Source organism: Alteromonas sp. 5NW40-0090 (genome assembly GCF_057552975.1).
Genome location: NZ_BAAJLT010000006.1, coordinates 45244 through 68332, shown reverse-complemented (window position 1 = coordinate 68332; position 23089 = coordinate 45244). Strand labels below are relative to the sequence as shown.

Here is a 23089-nt window from a genome sequence, read left to right as displayed (position 1 = left end):
ATTAAATTAAGGAATTTTATGACAACCAATAACACTTACCTGTGCTCCGCTGTTATCTCTGACATTTTTGGCTCACTAGCTAACGCGTTTCTCTTGTTTAGAGATGAAATAGACGGTGCGCAGTATAGAAATAACCAACACATCGAAGATTCGATAATGAACGTAGTATTGCAAAATCAGGTGATTACTGACCCTTCGTATTTGCCTCTTATTCGAGAGCTTGTTGGTGTAGTAGTGAGTGAACCTTTGTTATATGCAGAGTGGACAGAGGACGATTTCGAATTTTTTTCAGAACAAATGAAGTTTGACTTCGACGATATAAGCGAAGATTTTCCCGACTAGGAGCTTAGTTACTTCTAAGGACAAAAAAGGAGTAACAATATGCAAGACAAAAAGCCTAGTATCATTCGAAAATATAAGCGGCAGTCAAAGTCACCTTTCACAGGAGATGACTCAACCATTTTGCTGTTAGCAAACTTAGAAATTGAAGGTGAGGACTTACGGCTGGATTATCAGCGATATATTTACTTACATCGCAGCGAAACAGGCCAATGGCTGGGGATATCACTTAGCTCTTCATTAGTTGATGAATTATCTGATGGCAAAGGCAAATATAGGAACCACAGAGAAGCATTGACTGTGTTACTGAGATACCACGAAGAAATTCGTAACTTTCTAAAACACTTTTCGGATGAAATAGAGTCAATTTTTGGTATTGATGCTGAGACGTGGATGATTGCTTGTAAAGCTCGGTGGAGAAAACTTACTCTTTAATACTAATAGCCTCCTTGCGGAGGCTTTTTCAAATACAAAATATTCGGAATATCGCGGTCTTTCCCGCTGTCAGCCAGTCACTTTTGGATTTTACCTCTCTATCAATACCCCTAATCGCATTAATATCCTTGTAAAAAGCCAATATCTTCGAACCGATTGTATCGGGGAGTGAAGATTAAAGCCTGGTTGCGGGTGTTACCAAACCCACCGCCCGCTGGGGTTATGACTACATTTTTGAAATTGACCAATGACTGGTTGATAGCTTTTTAAGAGATATTGTGTCTCCCGCTTTAACCCCATATTTCTGTACAAGTGCTTTTAGGGCAGTCCTATTGCGAAAACGGTGATACGTACTGCATACATCGCTACCGAAGGTTTCGCCATCACCTATATCAAGCAGCAACATATGTCCATGCTGATCCTCACCACTTGCGCCAATATACCGACTCTCAAATTTGTCTAGATTGCCTCTAAGGTTTATGTAGCCGTTTTTGATAGCGCCTTGTGTAAGAGTAATAAGTATGTTCATTTTTAGTTCCTGCTTATGTGTTGTGTTGATAATGGTATTTAAATACTCTTGCGGCGGCGTTGCTAAAAAAGGTGTAATTAGCGCTTGGGCTTTAAAATCAATCGGATGGAATAAGTTGGTCTACAAAAAATCCACAAATGTAGGGGTGTCCGTACTTAAACAGAAGTTAGCTTTCGTCGATGAAAGTTACGTTGTGGCAAGCGATGTCCGTAAAATTACCCAAATAGAAAACAATAAATGGATTGAAGATAGTGTTTTATCTAGTGAGGACAGAAGGGCAATTATCAAAAAACAGAGAGAAATAAAAAGGAGCTTGGGACGTCGAATAGGGCGTGTCGTACATGCTGAGTACGAAGAATTAGAGCAAAAAATTATCGATGCAGATAGCAAGATAAGCGCTTTAAATAACATTTATAAGCGAGTAAAGCCGCTCTCCGAAAAAACAATATTACAGTTTAACCATCGTTACGATGGATTGATTGAAACGTTTTTCGAAGCGCTAACTGAATCTGAGCGTTTGCAATTTAAGGTACTTGTTGATGGTGACTTAATTAATTTTGGTGAGTCACAAAAGTTTCTATCGCCGACTGTTCTTAATACGAAGCTTAAACCCTACTTCAGTTCTCCTAAATTTTCGATTGAAGAGGTTATTTGCTTTCTAGAAGATTTAATTCGAAAAAATGAATTGGCAGAGAAGCAATCTATTCTACACTCTCAGAAAGGCAGAGCTGCACAAGCAGCTTACAAGATAAGAAAAACAAAACATGCTCTTCAAATTGTCAAAAGAATCGAGCACCTCGATAACGTATATGGCAAAAAACTTAAAGGTGTGAAGACTTTCATAAAGACTGAAAAGGGGGAGCTGCCTTGGCCTAAATATTTGCTAGGTAACTTCAAGCTCTGTTCTTATAACGCAATTTCAAGCTTCGACTCTATATTGAACAGTAATACCGTAGCTCTTCCGCATATAAACGAAGTTCCATTGCTCCAATTTGGGAGCATGTTTTTGTTCAGTACAGATATATCGATATTTTTTGATATAAGGAAGGCGTTATCAGCTCACGAATTTAATAAGTTTCGAGCTTTTAGTCATTATGAATCCAGGCTGAGTAAAGAGTATCCAGTGAAGAATTCTATAGGCTTTCCTTATTCATATTTCAACATATGAGCGAGAGAACTTTTGAGCATAAATCAGAGGCGCGATGAGCGACGTGGAGGTTGAATGAAAGTAATGCTAACTTGCGGATATAATTATTAAATTCGAACACACTGTATTCAGTAAAATCTTAATCAAGATTAAACTTTAGTATATAGTGTGAGCAGTAGATAAGTAGACAAGGAAAGTTGTATGGTATTCACAAGCAATTTTGAGTTTCTTAAAGCACACGCAGTTTGGTTTTATAACCTTGCAGCAAGTGCTGAGCGCAACTTCTCCTCTGATCCTAATACAACACTTATCAAAATGCGCCAACTCGGCGAAGCCATTGCTCAGAATATTGCAGCCCGTGTGGGCGTTGAGTTTGGCAACGATATCAAGCAAGTAGATTTACTTCGCGATATAGATTACTCACTTAGATTAGATGACAACGTTCGAGACGCTTTTCATACTTTAAGAAAGTTAGGAAATACAGCAACCCACGAGTTTGATAGTAGCAGCCACCGCGACGCCCTGAAGTCGATGATGGTAGGTCACGCGCTTTCCATGTGGTTTCACACCACATTTGGAGGAGACAAGGCCAAAGGTTTTAAAGTTTCCAAGTTTGTAAAACCTGAAGATCCCTCCGCTTACGTTAGAGAAATAGAAGAGCAATTAGAACAACTCAAGATTGAATCTCAACGCACATCAGACCGCATAAAGGTAGCTGAAAAGCTTAGTCAAATTGAGCATGAAAAAGCCGAGGCTGAGCGCCTTCGTGCAGAGCGAATGGCTGAAGAGCGTGAGATATGGGAACAATTGGCGCATGAGCAAGAAGAAGCGCTTGCCAATTATCGCGCTGAAGTTGAGCGTGAAAACAAAGTCAACTTTGACCATTTCAAAGCGCAACCGAAAGAGCAGCAGGCTGCCGAGCTTCAACGCATAGAAAAATCTCACTTTGAAATGGATGAAGCGGAAACCCGTGTCATCATTGACCAGCAACTTATTGATGCAGGTTGGGAAGCTGATACAGAGAATTTGCGCTATGCCAAAGGTGCTCGCCCAGAACCCAATAAAAACCGTGCTATTGCAGAGTGGCCCACAGATTCTGGGCCAGCTGATTACGCACTCTTTATCGGCACAATGCTGGTGGCTGTCGTCGAAGCAAAGAAAAATGCCAAGAATGTCTATGGCGCTATCGACCAGGCCAAACGTTATGCAAAAGGTATTGCATCGTTAACTGATGATATTGAGGTTACTGAATACGGTGAATTCAAAGTACCACTTACGTTCGCAACCAATGGCCGCGCGTATTTAAAACAACTGGAACAAGAAAGCGGGATCTGGTTTTTAGACGTTCGTGATACCACTAATCGCCGTAAAGCATTGAAAGGCTGGTATTCTCCTCAAGAAATCAAAACGTATTTACGCCAAACACCCCAAAAAGCCAATGCACAATTAGATGACATGGGCTTTGAATACGAACTTCAGTTACGTGACTATCAGAAAAAAGCCATTCAAAGCGTTGAGCAAGCTATTAAAGATGAAAAAGAGCGTGCGCTTGTAGCAATGGCAACCGGAACGGGCAAAACAAAAACCTGTATCGCGCTGGTATATCGCCTTCTAAAAGCAGAACGCTTTCGCCGAATCCTGTTTCTGGTAGACCGCAGTGCGCTGGGCGTTCAGGCTACCGTCGATTTTGGTGAAGTACGCATGGAAAACCTCAACACGTTTGCAGATACTTTTGACGTGTTGGGCATGGAGCCAGAAAAAAATCCAAAAACCACGCCTGATGACGACACCAAAGTACACGTAGCTACAGTGCAAGGTTTGGTTAAGCGTATTATGTACCCGTCAGAAGATGCGACTAAGCCAGGTGTAGGGCAGTATGACTGCATCGTAGTGGATGAGTGTCACCGTGGTTATCTGTTAGACCGAGAGCTAAGTGAAACCGAGGTAAAGTTTAGAGATCAGCAAGATTATGTTTCAAAATATCGCGCTGTAATAGACTACTTCGATGCATTTAAAATTGGGTTAACAGCCACGCCAGCCATACATACCACCGATATCTTTGGCGACCCAGTATTCTCTTACAGCTATACCGAAGCAGTAATTGATGGCTACCTCGTTGACCATCTACCTCCTGTAAGAATTCATACCAAACTCAACACCGATGGTATTCACTACAATGTGAATGAAGAAGTGCAGGTTTACGACCCGCAAACCAATCAACTTGAACTCATTCACACACCCGATGAACTCGATTTTGATGTTGCACAGTTCAACAGAAAAGTAATAGCGCCAGAGTTTACTAAAGCGATAGCGAAGTGGTTGATAGAAAGTGATTCAATCGACCCATACTCTCAAGAGAAAACACTCATCTTTTGTGTAACTGACAAACATGCTGATGAAATGGTAGAGGCGCTTAAAGACGCGTGTGAGCATTATCATGGAGCCGTTGACGATGACGCAATTATGAAAATAACGGGTGCATCCGATAAGCCGCTCCAGCTTATCAGGCGTTATAAGAACGACCGTCTCCCTAACATTGTAGTCACGGTAGACCTGCTGACCACTGGCGTGGACGTGCCCTCCATTTGCAACCTTGTATTCATGCGCCGCGTGAACAGTCGTATTCTTTATGAACAAATGCTAGGCCGAGCTACGCGTCGCTGTGACGACATCGCTAAAGAGCGGTTTCGTATTTACGATGCTGTAGACATTTACAAGCAGCTCGAAAAAGTGAACACAATGAAGCCCGTGGTCACGAACGTAGACATTACCTTTAGCAAACTAGAAAGCGAGATTAAAGAGGGTAAAGACAGCAAACTTCAGGAACTCGCGAGAGACCAATTTTTGAGTAAGCTTCAAAGTAAGAAGCGCTACCTCACAGAAACTCAGCAAAGCGAATTCGAGCGCATTGTTGGAAAGCCGCCTCAGGAGTTTGCCCAAGAGTTAAAATCAAAGCCTGTGCAGGAAGTAGCAGACTGGTTTTTAAATAATCCAGGCTTAGGCGAGCTGCTCGATATGAAAGTAAAGGGCACGGGTGGTTTTAATCGAATTGTGGTTTCTGAGCATGAAGACGAGGTGCTCGATACCTCAACAGGTTATGGCAGCGGCCAGAAGCCAGAAGACTACCTAACCGCCTTTAACGACTTCGTGAATGCTAACAGTAATAGAATGGTTGCAATTCAAACAGTCATTCAACGTCCGTGGGAATTAACCCGTGAAAGCTTGAAACAATTAGCATTAGAACTTGAAAAAAACGAGTTTAGAGAAGAAGATCTCAAGGCGGCATGGAAAGAAGTGCGAAATGAAGATATCGCCGCCAGAATCATTGGTTACATTCGCCAGGCCGCAATAGGTGAAGCTCTTATTCCATACGAAGAACGAGTAGATAGAGCATTAGATAGAATACTTGCCAGTCAGCCGTGGAAAACACCGCAGCGGGACTGGTTAAGCACCATTGCCAAACAAATGAAAGCTAACATCATCGTTGATGAAGCCAATTTGAATGAAGGTATTTTCAAGCAACGACTTGGTGGCATCAATCGCGCCAACAAACTCTTCGACCAGCCTATCACTGACATCCTCGCCCAGTTTAATCGAGCATTGTGGATAAACGATGACGACGGCGGTTACACAGATGATAAAGCAACAGCCTGATTGCAGGTTGTGCAACGAACAAAATAAGAGACAGTAGCATGAGTACACAAGATTTAATCAGCAAGTTATGGAACCTTTGTCACGTCTTGCGCGACGACGGCGTAACTTACCACGAGTACCTGAACGAACTTACTTACCTAATCTTCCTGAAAATGGTTGAAGAAACAGGGCAAGATAATCTCATTCCTGAAAATTATCGCTGGAGCGATATTGAAAACTTCAACGCAGCGACACGACTAGAAGAATACAAAAAGCTACTTATTCACCTTGGTTCACATGGCTCGTTAATTACAAAAGCGATTTTCGCTGATGCAGCAACCTGTATTCGCAAACCAGCAACATTAAACAAGCTGGTAACCGAAATCGACAAGCTAGACTGGTACTCAGCCAAGGTAGAAGGCTTGGGCGATATGTACGAAGGCTTGCTGGAAATCAATGCGAGTGAGAAGAAGTCGGGCGCAGGCCAATACTTCACGCCAAGGGTGCTTATTGATGCAATGGTAGAGCTAATGCACCCAACGCTCGACGACGTTGTGGTAGACCCAACGGCAGGCACAGGCGGGTTTATCATCGCTGCACATAAGTATTTAGAAGAACACAACGACATCTCAAGCCTTTCGGAAACTGCATACGACAAGTATCAGCATAAAACCTTCTTTGGCATGGAATTAGTGCCAGATACTCGCCGCCTGGCAATGATGAACCTAATGCTACACGACTTAGCGATTGACGATGACAACGCAGGTGTACTGTACGGTGATACTTTATCAAACGAAGGTAAAGCCTTACCCAAAGCCTCGCTTATTCTAGCCAATCCGCCTTTTGGGACAAAGCAGGGTGGTGGCGTTCCAACCCGTGACGACCTGGTACATTACACCAGTAACAAGCAGTTGGCTTTTCTTCATGCCATGTACCAAACCATGCTTAAGCCTGGTGGTCGAGTGGCGGTAGTGCTTCCTGATAACGTATTGTTCGAAGGCTCCACTGGGCGCAAGATACGTAACGATTTAATGGAAAAATGTAACCTGCATACCATCCTTCGTTTACCGACAGGTATTTTCTATGCGGCGGGCGTAAAAACAAATGTGCTGTTTTTCGATAAGCCAAAAGATGTGAATCAAGACACAGGTAACACCCAAAATGTGTGGGTTTACGACATGCGAGCTAACATGCCGCAGTTCGGCAAGCGCACGGTATTAACCAAAGCTCATTTCGATGAGTTTTATGAGGCAGTAGGCAGCGACCTTACTCAGGTTGATGAAGCTCAGCGCCAAGCTTTTATCGATAACCATCAAAATGGTAGTGATGTAGGGGATGTCGATACTTGTCGCCTGCGTAAATTCACCCGCGAAGAAATTGCTGCGAAAGAAGACTCGTTAGATTTGGCATGGATTCGAGACGATAGTGTTGAAGACGCTTCTAAACTGCCTGAACCAGATGTGCTGATTAATGAGGCCATTGAAGAGCTGGCGGGCGCAATTACCGATTTACAGTCGATTTTGGTTGAGTTGGATGTAGCAGAAGCTTCGGAAGAGGTTGTGCTATGAGTGAGTTGCCTAAGGGATGGAGCAAAGAAAAACTCTTCGATTTATGTAAAGTGTCGACAGGAAAGGTTGATGCAAACCATGCTTCAGACAATGGAGAGTTTTCCTTCTTTACATGTGCGATGGAACCTTTGAAGTCAGAAACGTATTCATATGAAGGTAAGTTGATCATTTTGCCTGGAAATGGAGCTAATGTTGGGTTAGTAAATTATTACGATGGTAAAATTGAGGCCTATCAGAGAACCTATGTGCTCAGCGATATAACCATCCACCCGAAGTATCTATATTGGCAGCTACGTTATAAATGGAAAGATACCAATTTAGATAAGCAATATGGCTCTGCTACAAATTACCTCAAGATGGGCAATTTCAAAACTTATGAAGTACCAGTTGCTCCATTAGAAGAACAAAAACGCATCGCAGATAAACTCGATAGCGTGCTCGCGAAAGTCGAAGCCGCCCAAGCCCGCCTCGATAAAATCCCCGCTATCTTAAAACGCTTCCGCCAGTCTGTGCTTGCTGCTGCCACCTCTGGCGAACTCACCAAAAACTGGCGTGAGGAGAATGAACATCTTAGTGATGAAGAATCAACATGGTTAATAAAAGATGTTCCAGATAGCTGGAATGTAAAATTCTTACCTGAAGTTGCTAGTTCTAGACTAGGTAAAATGCTTGATAAAAACAAAAATACTGGCTTAGCTACTAAATATTTGGGAAATGTAAATTTAAGGTGGCATAAATTTGAACTGGAAGATTTAAAAGAAATACTAGTCTCCCAGAAAGAACAAGAAGAACTAAACATTCAAGACGGTGACTTACTTTTATGTGAAGGCGGGGAACCTGGCAGAGGTGCTGTTTGGAGAGGTGGTAAAACTGACATCGTATTTCAAAAGGCACTACATAGGGTTCGTTGTGCAGATGAATTGAATCCAGATTTTTTGCTTTTCAGTATTGAAGATGACTATTTTTCAAAAAGACTATCCCTGTTATATACGGGAACAACAATAAAGCACTTAACAGGTAAAGCCCTTAAAAAGTATCCAGTTCGAGTACCGCCATTGAAAGAACAGCTTGAAATAGTTAATAGAGTTAATGCATTGCTTGAGCATTCAAACACAGTAGAAAATCAATACAACGCCGCCAAAGCTCGTTTAGACAAACTCACTCAATCAATACTAGCTAAAGCTTTCAAAGGCGAGTTATTGTCAAATTCAGTCGATTCAAAAATCAAATCAATCGAAAGCTCAATTGAGACGCTAAATGTGTGAGCTTGGAATCTGTAAACAGACAGGCAGAGTTTATGAAGGAAGTTCGGGGTCAGGCATACCGATTGAAGGTCGCTCAAACCTGTTCCCTATAGCCTTTCACGAGTTAAGTGTAGATGCACCAAATCATGGTATTGACGGTTTTCCGCCTCTACTGTTTCGAGAAGACAGCTTCGACCCTATTACTAAAATTCGGCGTGGCCGAGTGGTTAAGCTGTCCACTGAAACACAGCCAAAGGTCTGGCGAGTACACGACCAAACTAGAAAAGACTTAAAGTTAGTTGGTTGGGCAAGCGGCGCTGCGCAAGAAACCGAACTCATTACCTACCAGCGTTCACCATTGAACGAGTTAAGAGGGCTTTCAAAGTTTCCAAATGTCACAATTGGTGAGGCTCCGCATCATAGTATCTGGAGCATTCTTGCGATTGAAAAACAATACGACGGAGCGCTACTGCTTACGCTTAAAGCAGTCAGAAGCTTAGGCGTTGTACCGGACGTAAACTTCAATAAATACTCTGCGCCTGCAAGAAAAGAGTTAAAGCGTGCTCTGGAGCAAGTTGAAGTTAGCGCCAATAAACTATCGCCAAAAGATACCGTAGATAGGTGCCGAGATGCTTTGAGTATTGTGTTTGGTGATTTAGCCGACAACTTAACGCTAGATTTAGGCCAAGGAATTAGTAAATACCTTGAACGCAATAAAGTAAACGACCCAAAACGTGATGGTCAGGATTTAATTTCTAAAAATGCTGATATTGTTCGCGTACTGCACTCGCGTGGCAAACCAAATGAAAGCCATAAGCACAATACCAGATCAATAGACGACCAAGATGCAAACCTTGCTCTTAATTGCCTATGGTTTGTTTTGACTGAACTGGATGCTCGGTAATGACAGATGAAAAACAACCCGTCCAGCATGAGTTGCCGCTTTTTGAGATTGATGAGGAAAATCTTAAAAAGCTAAAAAGTCACAACCCCCAATCGTTAGATGAAAGTGATTTTTCCAAATACATCGTGTACGTGGATGAAAGTGGTGATCACAGCCTCCAGAGTATTGATGAAAACTATCCCATCTTTGTTCTAGCATTTTGTGTATTTCACAAGCGTCACTACAGTGAAGTAATTGTTCCTGCTTTAGAGAAGTTTAAGTTCAACCACTTCGGCCATGACCAAGTGGTGCTTCACGAAAACGAAATAAGGCGACGAAAGGGCGCGTTCAATATATTTAAAGGCAAAGAGCATCATCAGCATTTTTTGAACGAGCTAACTGAAATAATCGAGGTCGGTAATTTCATCTTGATAAGCGCCACTATAGATAAACGCGAGTTGCGCTCGAACCCTGACGATAATGCTTACCACATAGCATTGGGTATGTGTATGGAAGCGCTAAATGGTTTTCTTACGGAGAAAGGCCAGAGCGAAAAGAAAACACACATAGTTGTTGAATGCAGGGGGGATAAAGAGGATCGAGATTTAGAGCTAGAATTTCGCCGTATCTGTGATGGTAACAATAAACAAAATCTGCAATTGCCCTATGAAATAATTTTCTCTGACAAAAAAGTTATGTCTTCAGGGTTACAACTAGCAGACCTAGTTGCGAGACCTATAGGGCTTCATACACTTCGCCCAGAACAAAACAACAGAGCTTTCGATATTCTTCGAGAAAAGTTTTACTGCGAAGGAGGGAGAGACAGCTTAGGAACTGCTTTTGAGGGCGTTGGGATGAGAGTTTACCCTAGTCCAAAAAGCGAAAAACCCCGATGAATCCACCGAGGTTTTGACGCCGACCGAGAATGCTCAATCCACTTGATGCATAGTATGGTATCTGTAACCATTTAAGTCAATGGCAATGGTTCTGAAGAAAGGAACTTTTATATTTCCCTAGGCTAGGCGCTATTGAACAATGAAGCCTTAAGCATACTGATGAGGAACGCTCACGACCACTTCGCTAAATGCCATCACCCGTTGTCCTAGAAACGGGATTATCGATTGGAAGCCCACACAAGGAAATCCAGCAGTTGCTGTAAATCACGTAACGTGAGATTAACTGTGTAGAAGAGCTAGGGCTAGGCACTCTTGTTTGGTTATAGTCACGAATGCGATGGCTATAATCATGGTTGATACTGGCAGAGCTAAAAAATAGAAAGCAGGCGTTTTAATGCCTGCTTTTTTCTTTTGTGCAAAAATTTCCCTCTAGCAAGCTTAGATATCTTTAGGACTAACTAAGGATATCAACATGAAGATCACGAAAGAATTAGCTTTTAACACACTTATTAAATTTTCAAAAAATAGCATGACACTAGGGTATATATTCCTCGCGTTCGCACTGTTTCCATTTTGGCATGAGATAGTCGCTGTATTGCTAGATTGGAAGGCTGCTGCTGAAGCAGATTTTGAGTTGAATAAGTATTTTTATTACAACTGTGTGTGTATAGCTGCGTCGTTATTTTTCGCACTGTCAGCAGGTATTGTTCTACGATTTATGACAGACGAATAAAGCGATTTTACTGACGGGCATTCTATGCCCGTTTTCTTGTTCCACGAAAGTTACCATGAGTCGTTCTTAGTTATTTATGCGGGTCATAAGCAACTTAGGAGGACAAATGACTAAGCAACAAATCGTCGTCATGGTATTAGACATGATGACTAAATTTTTGATGAGTATCGGGGACGTAGTATTTGTTATTTGGATATTTCAAATAATAACTGGGTTTGAGCCACACAGCACCTATCCGTTCGTGGGGATTAAAGGGGCGTTATATATACTTCTAATATATCTATTCGCTCTCGCAATCTACCTACAAGAGAAACGGCTTCGTAAAAAACTTCATCAATAAATATTAAGAGCACCGCAAGGTGCTCTTTTTCTTCCGACAATAGCTTATCGATAAAATGTCTGTTCTATTGGGTCAATAAACTTTGTTCTATAGATGATTTTTTCTTGGAGTTTTTTGGCATCAGTTTCACTTAGCAGAGGCTGTTTCGTTTTACGATCATAACGATGAGGCATTTCCTCAAACAATTGTTTGTGAAAGCGTTGTGTGTCGCTATTAATCTTTTGAGAGCAGGGAATAATGAAGACTTTATCGTAAAGTCTATTTTCACCTAGCATTGCGTCACGCAATTTCAGTAACGTTTTTTCGTGTTGCTGCTTCCGCTTAAATGAAGCTTCTAGTTCAACAGCTGCCACCTCGCCATTGGCTAGCTGTACTAAAGCATCTACATTTTTTATATTTGATGAACTGTGAATTCGTTTAAATTCAGGTTCAGTTAAATAGCCATCCCAAAGAGGTTTTGGGATGCCATCTTTTGTTTGATTTTGCAATCCCAGGCTTAGCACAAAGCTCATAATAGAGTCGTGCATGATTGCATTTTGATTGACCTGAGTGATTGGCTCTTGTGAGGAGCGGAAAGGGATGTCTATTCGCATCAAGTCCGACGCAAACCTAGCACCTGAATGAGTTAGTACATATATGCGCCCATCTGCCGCCCTATCTGTTTCTGCAATTGATAGAAGTCCTTCTTTCACTATTCTATTTAGAGACTCTAAAACTTTGTGCCGCTTAATCTGCCATATTGCTTCACATGTAATGGCAGATACAAAACCAAATCTAGCGGCGAGCAGTAACGCTAAATACTTTTTTTGCCGTCCTCGATGAACGGGATTAGTGCTCCTGTGGAATCTCATGTCCAGGTTGAAATATTTTTGGTGTTCGGTGTCTAGGGAAGGTGTATTAGAATTCATCATTGTGTTCCTTGTTTATTAATTGAAAAACTACAAAGGAACAGCAAACGCAAAATTTAAGTGTTTAAGGATCTCTTTCGGGTTTTTAACTGTGAGTTTCTTAAACTCTCATACACCCATTGCGGCTCCCTGTTTATAACCCACCTGAAAAAAGAAAGCTCACAACGTTTGTTGTGAGCGAAACGCTTATAGTGCCCGCCGCTGCTGATGTTGACGTTCGTCAACGCAGCGACTCTACGACGCATTCGCGTCTAGCACCAACGCTCAAGGCGCATGTTCTCGTGCTGCGCACTACCCCCCATTCTGCACACTTCTATCTTTGTATTTCATACACAGCTATTCGTTGCGCTAGCGTCGCTCGCGGTATGGTGTTTGATTCATAGCGCTTTCGCCCTATTCATCAAATTTTGCTAGGGCAAAACAAAATAGGGGGTAGTTCGCAACCGCGAACATGCGCCAGCTTCAAAAGAAAATTGCGTCGCAACTGTCTTTTAACGCGAGCTATTGAGTTGTTTCACAACCGCTTTTTTGCACGCAAACTTTTAGTTTGTTGTTATCACTTTGCTTTGCAACTAGTAATTCATGCTTCCCAAGCATAATCAGACTTTATTTAAAAAATTTTTTTGAAGGAGAATATTCATGTCGAGTCTGGCTTCTTAAGTAGAAGCCGCAAACTTTAACTAGTAAAACTATGATTAGGAAAAAGGTATGAACTAAAAATGTAACAGGGTTTCAGCAACTGAGAGCTGACTAGTTTTGCGTGGCGGCTAACGCTTTTTAGTAAAGACTCGACATCTTTAGTTTAACAATTAATTGCGATACCACAGCTCTCTGTTGGCCGTTAAAAGGACAGAGTTTGCATTAGGTGTATTTTTCATTAACGTAATTTTGTGCTGATAAATAAACCAGAGGACAGCACAATGTCATTACTAAGCTATAAATTGTTCGGACACTGCTCAGAAAGCAGTGAAGAGGCTAATACTTCAGCTCTCGATGAGAGCGAGTATGATGCGCCTGGAGTTAATGAAGCAACGGGATTACCGCTTTTATCTAGTGGGGTAAAAGGCTGCCCTGGTGCTATCGACGTAGAAGGAAATCCACGCGGCACTGATATATCAGACCACCTAGGTGTGGATACCATGCTCGATATTAGTTCTATAGATACTGATATGATCGGTGGATGTGATATCCACTCTGACACCGACTGGATGACAGACACAACGTCTATTGATAATGGTTTTGACGATTTTGGAATTAACGACCTGTCAGGAAGTGACGGAGATTGGTAGATGACTTTATTTCAATTAGTCTTACTGGTGTTATTGCTACTAGTGGCTTTGGCTATCTGGCTAATACCTTCTTTTGAACGGTTAGTAGAAAAGTATATGAAGGCTGGCGGTTAGTTTTTGTTATTGATGTGAACAGATGGGAAAAACTTAGCTCAAATCTAATCTGACATGGGCACTAAAAAATGGCAGCTGTCAGCTGAGGTCTGAGCTAGTACACTTCAGTTCTTCATTTAGATTATAGTTATATCAATGGTTTCTTCATAAAGTTCTTGATAATTTTCTAATGGTTGAGATAAAAAGCTACGCTCAAATTTTCCTGCTCCTACGTAAAACAGCTTTGAATTAGTCGGAAAGTAAGCATTTTGAACGTCTTTAACTCTGACTTTTTCGATAGGTTTTATTTCTTCACTTTCTTCATCACTAGGCTCTTTAACATGCTCAGATATAGACAGAAACGTCTGAGTATCACTTGGCAGATTATTCGCAATAAATGACAGAATAGTCTCCAAGTTAGTCTCATCTATATCCTCCTTGAGAATGGCGTCAAGCAAGAATGGTAGTCTATGGGCTGTTTTCGATTTCGCTATCATGGCATTTAAAGCAAAATGATAAGCCATAACGGTTTTGTGAAGTTCAACACCTTGACGTGGGAAAGAATGTATTTTGTACAAATCTAAATATCGAGAATCAGTCAAAGGCCTAAGGTTTAACTGTGATGTATACTCTGTGAATATCTTCTTGAATGCCTTTTCCTTACTTATTCGTGAAAACATGGTTTCTTGTTCAGTAACCATAGAGCCAAGAGAAAGTTTAACGTCTTCTAAATCTCTTTCTAATTGCTCAATATCGGCTTGCATCCTTTTATATAGTGTAATATTTGCTTTATTTTCTACCCACTGTTGAAACGTTACTCCTTCGACGTTTTTGTCCAGAAGTACGCCATAATCATTAAAAATTTCGTTCTCGATTGCCGTCGCTTTTTTCTTAGACGAATTTATCTTAGACTTTTTATCTATTAGCTTATCTGTAATGTGTGACTCAAGTTCTAAAGTATCATTATATTTTTGATAGTAGCTGTACAAGCCTTCAAGTGAGTATGACAGAACCTGCGTGCAGGCTGGGCAACGATCAACATCGTTGTAACTCTGTTTTTTGATATTACTCTTAGTTCTTTTCAGAATTCTATGATGATTTTGTAATAGAGAAAATTCATTACAAAGCTTTATGTACTTGTTCCTTTCTTCCTCTAATAAGTTTGCCTTTAAAACGTAGTTTTCAATATAGGCTTCTGCTTGCTCGCCAAACGCTTCGTCAACCAAATTAGAAAACTGAAATTCTGCTTTCTTAGTGTATCGTTTGAGATTATTTAATTCAGCAGTTAGTCGATCTTTTTCCTTCGTTAACCTTCTATGCTCCAAGCGATCAAATCTATTACTTATACCTAGGTAATAATCTAAATAGTCGTCTTTAAATCCCTTGTAATATTGAAGATTAGAGAATGACTCACGCAAATATACCCAGCCTACAGATTGAGAAACATAATATGGTAAAAACATGCTTTCAAGCGGAGCCGATTTTAGCTCTCCTTTTTGCTCAAGAATAAGCGAAAATCCAACCAATTCTCTTATGTAATCCTTCAGTCTGATGTGCTCAACACTGTTATCTGCATCTATTCCATGGAAAGAAACTACCTTTCCGCTTGGCTCTTTGACATAGATTGATTTTGAGTCCCTGACAATAGCGTAATATTCCTCAATATCACCTACTTTCTTCGTAAAATCTACTCTGAACGTCGGTTCATATGACAGGATTTCTTCTAAACTTTCTCTGACGTCATTAACTCCAAACGCGAACATAAGACTCAGGATCAAAGAGCTTTTACCTGAAGTGTTGCGTCCACTGATTATATTTACACCAGGTGAAAATTCATTACTGAAGCAACAATTATGCGATTTCGAGCTTACAAATAATTTTTTAAACGTAATTGTATGGTTCATTACAAGGCCTTTCCGTGGTGCTCTACAAATGCGCATAAAGTAGAGAAGAAAATATCAATATCGTTTAGATTGATGCTATTTTTACTTTTAATATCCGAAACGTACGCTTCAAACATTTCCTCATGGCTGTAATAACTCATAGAGTAGTCATTGTCCCTAACAAAGCTTTTTATTATCTGATGTTCGTTATTCATCATGTCCTTGAGAAGTTCAAATGTGTTCTTAATATAGTTTTCGTGATTATTTTGGATACCTATAGGAACTCGAAACCTACGCGCTAGTTCTGTTGAGTGATCTCTCCACAGCTTGAATGTCTTTTGTTCCGTTTCAATAACATCAATCGCTTTCCTGATTTCATCGCCCTCAACCCTCTTTGAACTGTCAAGTAAAGTAATAACTTTGCCTTGGTTGTAAATGGCTTCAACTTCCCTAAACAGACTAAGAAGTAACTCAACGGCCGCAAAAGAATCTGATACATGTGGAAATTTCCTCCTCATTAGCCCGACCAGGCAATCTTTTTGTGCCTTCTTTGTTCGTGGAAAATCTACCCACTGAATATGCAGGTTGTCGAGTTCATGTTTATGAAAAGTAATTTCTTCCTTGTTGCATAAACCGTTTACTTTCTTGGTAATTTTTTCCTTAATTTCGTGAGGGAAAGAGTCGTATTTACGCTTACAGTTTTGCTCGTTAAGCAGGATTGTTATTTCCTTTTTTCCGTCAACTTTTTCTTGCTTATTAGGCGTGAATTTAAGTTCAATGTCGGAATTGGATATAAACGTAAGCTCATGAGTATAGTTTTGGCATTTAGGTGCTGGGTCGTTTCGCAGATCGTTTCCAACTTCTAGCATCTTAGCTATTATCTCAGAGAAACGTTTATCTATAGCCCATACCTTGCCGGAGAGTTTTTTGGCTTGATAGGAATGCACTTCTTCAATATTGCTGCGACAATCTGTTCTATAGCAAAATAGGAAATCGTCATGATGCTCTATACTCAGAAAGAACTCTCTCCCACTGAATCGATGATATTGGTCTAGGAGCAAGTACAACGCACAATTGCGCTGAAACTCGAATCCCAATAAAGCATCTATACCTGAGTTAGCTGATTTTTTTCTTTTACTCAAAGCTTCACCTTAATCAAAACCTTCATAGCATTCTTGTCACACAATGCTATTTTTCCTTAAACTTTGTGACATATTGTCACTTAAGTTGCTCATTGTAGGGGAGCAGGTTTTGCTACTATGTCCTTTTATAAAAAACAGTTTTACATACTTTAGGTCAAACTCATATCCCATAGCGTTATCATTCCGTTGATTTAAATTAGAGAATGAGGAGGGGGAGCAGCCAATCGTCTATATTAGCTTTAGTATGGCTGGAATTGACAATAGTGTGCCAGACGTAACTTTACTTCAAGTTGCTTTTTTCAACTGTAGCCTGGATATGAGTTATTGCATCTTACTGAACTTTGGAAATTACATTTCTGTTATGCTTTGGCTTAACAGTCAAAGCTCATAGTTAACAAGGATTTTTGCACTATCCGACTAAGAATAGGTGTGACGATTTTTTGCTTTGTCACAGTGTTTTGTCACAGATAAGCGGCGCTACAGACCGCTAAAATCAATAGGTGGCATCATTGCTACAAGGCTTGTAGGGATTGAAAATCCGCGTGTCCCTGGTTCGATCCCGGGTCGAGGCACCATTATTCAGAGAGCCCTGCATGAGAATGCGGGGCTTTTTTGATTCCGGTGGTTGAAAAACACAGGCACACGCTAACGTGCCCCTGCGGCTGCGCCGCGCGTTACAATCCCGGGTCGAGGCACCATCATTTAAGCCCTTGCAGAAATGCGAGGGCTTTTTTGATTCCAAACCTCTTTCCTCTATTTTGAAATTTCTGCTCGCGAAAAGACATATGGCTGCTTAAGCGGTGAACATCGTATAATGCGAAAAATATGCGAAACTTATTAAGGGCGAAGGGCATGAATCGTCGTAAGAAAATTTTCACTAAGCTTAAGAAGAAAGATAAGAAAGCCAAAGCTAAACTTCATAAAAGCAATAAGCCAACCTATATTTCTAAAGCGGAACGGGCAAAGCTAGCAGAACAAGAGCACGATGAATTGTCAGTGACCGAAAAAAGTACTAAACCAGTCGACTGATAAAACAGCGATCAAACTCGGTGATGAAGTTATCCAGCTAAATCAATGGATGCATTTAGGCCTGCCAAGCCGTGGTGTGTAATTTCGAGTTGCGAAAACACAAAAACACAAAAACACAAAAACACAAAATAGCCAGTTTGTAATCAAGCTTGCTATTTTTAGAAGTTTACATAGTCATGCTTTACATCAAACGCTTTGAGGGTCGCTAGAACGTTGCTCGAACATAATCATCATCACCCTCACGGGGCAGCAAGCCTAGAGATTTCGGCTTATGCTTTGTGCATGTCAATTCGGTACTTTACTAGCAGCATTTATTTGGATGTTAGACACAAATAGCGGCTAAAACGCTTTTTTAATAAAAAACTTATGCATGTTCTTGCCTACTTTTCGAAATGGGTACTACGCTTACCTAATGTGATCAGAGATGGCTAAACATAACGCTGTTATCTGTTATGACTAGCAACTTTATATTTTTTTTGCGCTAGACAATGACGTTTTTCGGCATGTGTTGTTAGTGCGTCGCACGATGTATTTCTCAAACAAAGTAACGTGCACAAGCATGAATGAGTGCTGTTGATTTCAAGTCACAGTGTTTTTTCAAGGAGAGTTTTTTTGTCATTTAATAACTTACCTTCGATGCAGCAAGGCGCTTTAAAGAGCATATATGTACTTTGTGGAGTTGGCATAGCTGCTTCTTGGATTTTGTTCTTTTTTGTATCAGCGCTCACAGCGCTTGCGGTACTTACAGGCGTGGTTGTCTTTAGCGTATTTGTCTATTCACAAAGCTCGGATGAGGTCGACGAGATTTATCCCAATTATGAAAGTCTGGCGCAGGACGAATCAGAGGGGAGCGCTGACATCAAAAAAGCGACCGAAGAGCTCTCCCGTTCATTGAGCACGTGCGATACCAATTTATCGTCCATTAAATCTACTCAAGACGACGCTGTTGAAACCCTGTCTAATGCTTTTAGCAGTCTAAAGGCACTGGTAGCACAGCAAACACAATGTATTGACGCGTTATTGAGTGTTGATAGCACGCAAACGCAATCATATTCAGAACGTATGCGTACGTTTGCCCAAGAAACCGACGGAACCCTTACCCAATTTATCGATTCAACCGAGCAAATGTCCTCGTCGACAAAGCACCTTATGGAACAGGTGCAAACTATTCAGCAGGCTATGCCCACGGTTATAGATGCACTTAGCGGTATTGATGATATTGCCGCTCAAACTAACTTGTTAGCACTAAATGCTGCAATTGAAGCTGCTAGAGCGGGCGAGGCTGGTAGGGGTTTTGCGGTTGTGGCTGATGAAGTGCGTGCGTTATCAACTCGCTCAACTCAGTTTAGTGACGTAATTAAGACTCAGGTTGAGAACATTCGCAGTTTGGTAGATAAGCTCACTGACACTGCAGAATTTGTAGCCTCGCAAGATATATCTCAGGTTGTTAATGCTAAATCACATATAAGTGATCAACTAGCGGAAATCATCAAAAAAGCAGAAGCGGATCTTGTTACTACGAAACAAATTGAAGATATAGGGTCACAGCTGGACGAGTCGATAAACGCAGCTATACGCGGTATGCAGTTCGGTGATATCAATGGCCAGCATATCCAGTATACCCAAGATATGATCACATTCGTTTTAGAGCAGTTGGCAACGTTGGATGCCAATAATATTGAGAGTTTCGTTAACGCATTAAACGAGTACCAAAAAGGACTCGCAGAGAAAGGAAAAAATGATCACAACCCAGTGTCTGCAACTTCTATGGACGCTGGAGAAGTTGAATTGTTCTAAGCTAAGAAAGGAACAGGAAGCACCGTCAGTAGGACCTACATTGGAGAAGTGAGCATATGAGCAAACACATTTTAGTTGTGGACGATTCGGTGTCGATTCGTCAAATGGTAGAGATGACACTAAAGGGTGCTGGGTATACCGTCACCACAGCCCAAGACGGGCAAGATGCGCTCGATAAATGTAAGAGTCAGCAGTTTAGTTTTGTACTGACTGATCAGAATATGCCTCGCATGGATGGTCTTACTCTTATTAAGAATTTACGTAGTCTCGGCGCATATAGCAGAACCCCAGTGGTAATGCTTACCACAGAAGCTGGCGACGATATGAAAGCGAAAGGTAAAGCTGCGGGAGCAACTGGCTGGATGGTGAAGCCCTTCGATCCGAATAAACTTCTTGATGTCACTAAGCGCGTCTTGGGTTAGGTCCGTCTTCTAACACTTTAAGTCTGGAAGGATTCAGAATGAGCATCGATATTGAACAGTTCCACGGCGTATTTTTCGACGAGAGCGACGAGCATCTCGACGATATGGAACAGCTATTGATGAGCTTGGATGTCGAGTCCCCTGATCCTGAAGAGCTAAATAGCATTTTTCGCGCTGCTCACTCTATTAAAGGTGGTAGCGGCATATTCGGCTTTGATGCGTTAATGAATTTAACGCACGTGATGGAAAACTTACTCGATAAAGCCCGGAATAATGAAATTAGCGTAACCGCTGACATTGTCAACGTGCTTTTAGAAACTCTCGATGTATTAAAAGACACGCTAAATGCCTATCGCGACGAAACTTCAGTTCCAGAAGAAAGTATTGCTGAGCGCATCACAATACTAAACGGTGTAATGAGTGGGCAAAGCGCTGAACTTACGCCAGGTGGAATACCCGAAGAGGAAGGTTCAAGTACACAAGCCGAAAGTACTGCGGATGACGGCTTTGGCTTCTTTGATGACGAGCCTTCTGGGGCTAGTTCGGCTACTGACGATGGTTTTGGCTTTTTCGATGAAGAGCCTGTTCACAATCAATCTAGCGAAACTACCGAATCGTCATCGCAAGCTGATGAAGGTTTTGGGTTCTTTGATGATGAAGAAACCCAAAGCAATCTTGTCGAGTCTCAAGCGAAAAAAACAGAAGCTGCTAAATCTGAAAATGATAACGAAGAAGAAAGCCAGGGCTTTGGATTTTTTGAAGACGCACCTTCAGCTAGTCACATAAATACTGCAGTAGACACAACCAACAATTTTCAAGATCAACGCGCCAATACACCACAGGAATCAGTAAATGATGTTAAAGCATCAATAAGTGGTGCGGCGGCCGCGAAGACACCGCCTAAAAACAAACCTACACCTTCCGCGAAAAAAAGCACCGCACGAGAATCTGCGTCTATTCGGGTAGATACCACGAAAATCGATGCCATGGTTAACCTAGTCGGGGAGTTGGTTATCACCCAATCAATGCTTTCTATGATAGGGCAAGATGTGGAAGGGCAAGTTGGCGAGCGCCTTCAGCTTGCTATTGATGAACTGCAGCGCAACACTCGAGAAATTCAAGAATCGGTCATGTCTATGCGCATGCTACCTTTGACTGCAACCTTCAACCGATTTCCTCGTTTAGTAAGAGACTTAGCTGGGAAGTTGGGTAAACAGGTTGAGCTGGTACTGCAAGGCGGCAGTACTGAAATCGATAAAAGCCTAATTGAAAAGATTGTCGACCCCCTTACACACTTAGTGCGCAACAGTATCGACCACGGTATCGAAACGCCCGAAAAGCGTGCGGCTGCCGGCAAGCCAGAGAAAGGCACGGTCATCTTAAGTGCGGAGCAAAAAGGTGGCAGCATTATTATCAGCATTATTGATGATGGTGGTGGTCTTCACCGCGACAAAATTCTTGATAAAGCGCGTAGCAACGGGTTTGCCGTATCAGACGATATGCTAGACGCAGAAGTATGGCAGCTTATATTTCAACCTGGATTTTCAACTGCCGAAGCCATTACCGATGTGTCGGGAAGAGGGGTAGGTATGGATGTTGTGCGCCGCAATATCGAGTCTATTGGCGGACGTATCGATATTGAATCGAGCGCTGGTGAAGGCTCAGCTTTCTTCATTCACTTACCGCTTACGCTAGCTATTGTCGATGGCATGTGTGTGTCGGTGGGTAAGCAAATCTTCGTGATCCCACTTTTAAATATTATTGAATCCTTCCAGCCCACAAAGCAACAGCTGAAAACCTTGGGCAACGACACTGTACTTTATATTCGAGACCAATACTGGCCTTTGGTCCCTCTTTACGACTTCATGGAAGTAGAAGGTGCTGCACTTTCTCCCACTGAAGGCATTGTGGTGTTACTTGAAAGCAGTAAAAAACGCTTTGGTGTTTTGGTTGATGCGCTTGTTGGTCAGCAGCAGGTAGTCATTAAAAGTCTAGAGGAACACTACCGCAAAGTGGCTGGAATAGCGGGGGCAACCATAATGGGTGACGGTAAAGTCGCACTAATTATCGATGCAGACTCCATTGCTACAACTTATACCTCCAGTCAAATAGAGGAGTTACTTTCATGAGTGAAACTGCCTTGCATCAAGCGGTTACTGGCGGACAAGACAAAGAATACTTGAGTTTTGTGCTTGGCGATGAGCATTACGCTTTGGACATCACCACAGTAAAAGAAATTAGAGGGTACGAACAAGTTACCAAAATTGCGAACGCACCCGCCTTCATAAAAGGCGTGATTAATTTGCGTGGTGACATCGTTCCTATCGTGGACTTGCGTATTAAGTTTAACGTAGGCGAGGCCACGTATAACGACTTCACAATAGTGATAATGCTGAACATTCAAGAGCGCATTGTTGGCATCGTGGTAGATGGTGTATCCGATGTTATTCGCTTGTCTGAAGAGCAAGTACTTCCTCCACCAGAGTTTGGCGTAGCTTTTGACAGCAGGTATCTACACGGCTTAGCTGATGTAGATGAAAACATGGTCATTCTGGTGAACATAGAGAGCTTAATAACCAGCGAAGAGCTGGGTTTAGTTGCACCTGAAAGCGTTAACGACGACGCGTAGTTACAAGGTCCTTCACTAAACACAAACACCTGACATTGGGAACTATTAGTTATGGGCGTATTTAATTTTCTTAACGGCGAAGAGTTGAAGATAGCGAAACACGACGCGCAATTGAAATCGAACATTTTAAAAGCGAGTGCCTCAAATCTG

The 23089-nt window shown here is 41.7% G+C and carries 19 protein-coding genes; 15 read left to right on the top strand and 4 right to left on the bottom strand.

The window, feature by feature from the left end; genetic code table 11:
* Window positions 1-18: 18 nt before the first annotated feature.
* Both AC27KT_RS08855 and AC27KT_RS08850 read left to right on the top strand, forming a co-directional pair.
* A complete protein-coding gene (locus AC27KT_RS08855) occupies window positions 19-342 on the top strand; it encodes a hypothetical protein (protein ID WP_487129170.1) in 324 nt (107 codons plus the stop codon).
* 39 nt (window positions 343-381) lie between these two features.
* Window positions 382-774 (top strand): hypothetical protein, encoded by a 393-nt coding sequence (locus AC27KT_RS08850; protein ID WP_487129168.1) that lies wholly within the window; start codon window positions 382-384, stop codon window positions 772-774.
* Window positions 775-1000: 226 nt separating this feature from the next.
* Here AC27KT_RS08850 and AC27KT_RS08845 read toward each other — a convergent pair whose 3' ends face one another.
* Window positions 1001-1303 (bottom strand): hypothetical protein, encoded by a 303-nt coding sequence (locus AC27KT_RS08845; RefSeq protein ID WP_342341052.1) that lies wholly within the window; start codon window positions 1301-1303, stop codon window positions 1001-1003.
* Between AC27KT_RS08845 and AC27KT_RS08840 the strand changes: the two genes are divergently transcribed.
* The 7 genes from AC27KT_RS08840 to AC27KT_RS08810 all read left to right on the top strand — a co-directional run bounded on the left by AC27KT_RS08840 (window position 1296) and on the right by AC27KT_RS08810 (window position 11407).
* Window positions 1296-2471 (top strand): hypothetical protein, encoded by a 1176-nt coding sequence (locus AC27KT_RS08840; RefSeq protein ID WP_487129166.1) that lies wholly within the window; start codon window positions 1296-1298, stop codon window positions 2469-2471. The genes AC27KT_RS08845 and AC27KT_RS08840 overlap by 8 nt on opposite strands.
* Window positions 2472-2651: 180 nt before the next feature.
* Window positions 2652-6104, top strand: coding sequence for a type I restriction-modification system endonuclease (gene hsdR, locus AC27KT_RS08835; RefSeq protein ID WP_487129164.1), 3453 nt, complete (start codon window positions 2652-2654; stop codon window positions 6102-6104).
* Window positions 6105-6142: 38 nt separating this feature from the next.
* Complete coding sequence (locus AC27KT_RS08830) at window positions 6143-7651, top strand: class I SAM-dependent DNA methyltransferase (protein ID WP_487129162.1); 1509 nt, start codon at window positions 6143-6145, stop codon at window positions 7649-7651.
* Window positions 7648-8916 carry a restriction endonuclease subunit S gene (locus AC27KT_RS08825; protein WP_487129160.1) on the top strand — a complete coding sequence of 423 codons (1269 nt, stop codon included), beginning with the start codon at window positions 7648-7650 and terminating at the stop codon, window positions 8914-8916. Before AC27KT_RS08830 ends, AC27KT_RS08825 begins: the two co-directional genes overlap by 4 nt.
* On the top strand, window positions 8909-9799 hold the full coding sequence (locus tag AC27KT_RS08820) for a hypothetical protein (RefSeq protein ID WP_487129158.1): 891 nt from the start codon (window positions 8909-8911) through the stop codon (window positions 9797-9799). The genes AC27KT_RS08825 and AC27KT_RS08820 overlap by 8 nt, the downstream gene beginning before the upstream one ends.
* Complete coding sequence (locus AC27KT_RS08815; protein WP_487129156.1) at window positions 9799-10674, top strand: DUF3800 domain-containing protein; 876 nt, start codon at window positions 9799-9801, stop codon at window positions 10672-10674. Before AC27KT_RS08820 ends, AC27KT_RS08815 begins: the two co-directional genes overlap by 1 nt.
* Window positions 10675-11146: 472 nt before the next feature.
* Window positions 11147-11407, top strand: a complete 261-nt coding sequence (locus AC27KT_RS08810; protein WP_487129154.1) for a hypothetical protein — start codon at window positions 11147-11149, stop codon at window positions 11405-11407.
* 384 nt (window positions 11408-11791) lie between these two features.
* On the opposite strand, the gene AC27KT_RS08805 is transcribed toward AC27KT_RS08810, so the two are convergent.
* Complete coding sequence (locus AC27KT_RS08805) at window positions 11792-12658, bottom strand: hypothetical protein (RefSeq protein ID WP_487129152.1); 867 nt, start codon at window positions 12656-12658, stop codon at window positions 11792-11794.
* 917 nt (window positions 12659-13575) lie between these two features.
* Here AC27KT_RS08805 and AC27KT_RS08800 point away from each other — a divergent pair.
* The gene (locus AC27KT_RS08800) at window positions 13576-13944 is read left to right on the top strand and encodes a hypothetical protein (protein WP_487129150.1); all 369 of its coding nucleotides are present in this window, start codon (window positions 13576-13578) and stop codon (window positions 13942-13944) included.
* 230 nt (window positions 13945-14174) lie between these two features.
* Here the strand turns inward: AC27KT_RS08800 and AC27KT_RS08795 are convergent, their stop codons facing one another.
* Both AC27KT_RS08795 and AC27KT_RS08790 read right to left on the bottom strand, forming a co-directional pair.
* Complete coding sequence (locus AC27KT_RS08795) at window positions 14175-15941, bottom strand: P-loop NTPase family protein (protein WP_168534124.1); 1767 nt, start codon at window positions 15939-15941, stop codon at window positions 14175-14177.
* Entirely contained in the window at window positions 15941-17062 is a 1122-nt protein-coding gene (locus AC27KT_RS08790; RefSeq protein ID WP_487129148.1) for a hypothetical protein, read from the bottom strand. Before AC27KT_RS08790 ends, AC27KT_RS08795 begins: the two co-directional genes overlap by 1 nt.
* Window positions 17063-17914: 852 nt before the next feature.
* On the opposite strand from AC27KT_RS08790, the gene AC27KT_RS08785 reads away from it, so the two are divergent.
* The 5 genes from AC27KT_RS08785 to AC27KT_RS08765 all read left to right on the top strand — a co-directional run bounded on the left by AC27KT_RS08785 (window position 17915) and on the right by AC27KT_RS08765 (window position 22939).
* Complete coding sequence (locus AC27KT_RS08785) at window positions 17915-18091, top strand: DUF2986 domain-containing protein (RefSeq protein WP_334058541.1); 177 nt, start codon at window positions 17915-17917, stop codon at window positions 18089-18091.
* 636 nt (window positions 18092-18727) lie between these two features.
* Window positions 18728-19888, top strand: a complete 1161-nt coding sequence (locus tag AC27KT_RS08780; protein WP_487129509.1) for a methyl-accepting chemotaxis protein — start codon at window positions 18728-18730, stop codon at window positions 19886-19888.
* A 56-nt stretch (window positions 19889-19944) separates the two neighbouring features.
* The gene (locus AC27KT_RS08775) at window positions 19945-20310 is read left to right on the top strand and encodes a response regulator (protein WP_487129145.1); all 366 of its coding nucleotides are present in this window, start codon (window positions 19945-19947) and stop codon (window positions 20308-20310) included.
* Between the two features lie 38 nt (window positions 20311-20348).
* Window positions 20349-22439, top strand: a complete 2091-nt coding sequence (locus tag AC27KT_RS08770; protein WP_487129143.1) for a chemotaxis protein CheW — start codon at window positions 20349-20351, stop codon at window positions 22437-22439.
* On the top strand, window positions 22436-22939 hold the full coding sequence (locus AC27KT_RS08765; RefSeq protein ID WP_487129141.1) for a chemotaxis protein CheW: 504 nt from the start codon (window positions 22436-22438) through the stop codon (window positions 22937-22939). The genes AC27KT_RS08770 and AC27KT_RS08765 overlap by 4 nt, the downstream gene beginning before the upstream one ends.
* Window positions 22940-23089: the final 150 nt, after the last annotated feature.

Coding starts and splice junctions, on each gene's coding strand:
- AC27KT_RS08855 (WP_487129170.1), top strand. CDS start 19: ATGACAACCAATAACACTTACCTGTGCTCCGCTGTTATCTCTGACATT.
- AC27KT_RS08850 (WP_487129168.1), top strand. CDS start 382: ATGCAAGACAAAAAGCCTAGTATCATTCGAAAATATAAGCGGCAGTCA.
- AC27KT_RS08840 (WP_487129166.1), top strand. CDS start 1,296: ATGTTCATTTTTAGTTCCTGCTTATGTGTTGTGTTGATAATGGTATTT.
- AC27KT_RS08845 (WP_342341052.1), bottom strand. CDS start 1,303: ATGAACATACTTATTACTCTTACACAAGGCGCTATCAAAAACGGCTAC.
- hsdR (WP_487129164.1), top strand. CDS start 2,652: ATGGTATTCACAAGCAATTTTGAGTTTCTTAAAGCACACGCAGTTTGG.
- AC27KT_RS08830 (WP_487129162.1), top strand. CDS start 6,143: ATGAGTACACAAGATTTAATCAGCAAGTTATGGAACCTTTGTCACGTC.
- AC27KT_RS08825 (WP_487129160.1), top strand. CDS start 7,648: ATGAGTGAGTTGCCTAAGGGATGGAGCAAAGAAAAACTCTTCGATTTA.
- AC27KT_RS08820 (WP_487129158.1), top strand. CDS start 8,909: ATGTGTGAGCTTGGAATCTGTAAACAGACAGGCAGAGTTTATGAAGGA.
- AC27KT_RS08815 (WP_487129156.1), top strand. CDS start 9,799: ATGACAGATGAAAAACAACCCGTCCAGCATGAGTTGCCGCTTTTTGAG.
- AC27KT_RS08810 (WP_487129154.1), top strand. CDS start 11,147: ATGAAGATCACGAAAGAATTAGCTTTTAACACACTTATTAAATTTTCA.
- AC27KT_RS08805 (WP_487129152.1), bottom strand. CDS start 12,658: ATGATGAATTCTAATACACCTTCCCTAGACACCGAACACCAAAAATAT.
- AC27KT_RS08800 (WP_487129150.1), top strand. CDS start 13,576: ATGTCATTACTAAGCTATAAATTGTTCGGACACTGCTCAGAAAGCAGT.
- AC27KT_RS08795 (WP_168534124.1), bottom strand. CDS start 15,941: ATGAACCATACAATTACGTTTAAAAAATTATTTGTAAGCTCGAAATCG.
- AC27KT_RS08785 (WP_334058541.1), top strand. CDS start 17,915: ATGAATCGTCGTAAGAAAATTTTCACTAAGCTTAAGAAGAAAGATAAG.
- AC27KT_RS08780 (WP_487129509.1), top strand. CDS start 18,728: ATGCAGCAAGGCGCTTTAAAGAGCATATATGTACTTTGTGGAGTTGGC.
- AC27KT_RS08775 (WP_487129145.1), top strand. CDS start 19,945: ATGAGCAAACACATTTTAGTTGTGGACGATTCGGTGTCGATTCGTCAA.
- AC27KT_RS08770 (WP_487129143.1), top strand. CDS start 20,349: ATGAGCATCGATATTGAACAGTTCCACGGCGTATTTTTCGACGAGAGC.
- AC27KT_RS08765 (WP_487129141.1), top strand. CDS start 22,436: ATGAGTGAAACTGCCTTGCATCAAGCGGTTACTGGCGGACAAGACAAA.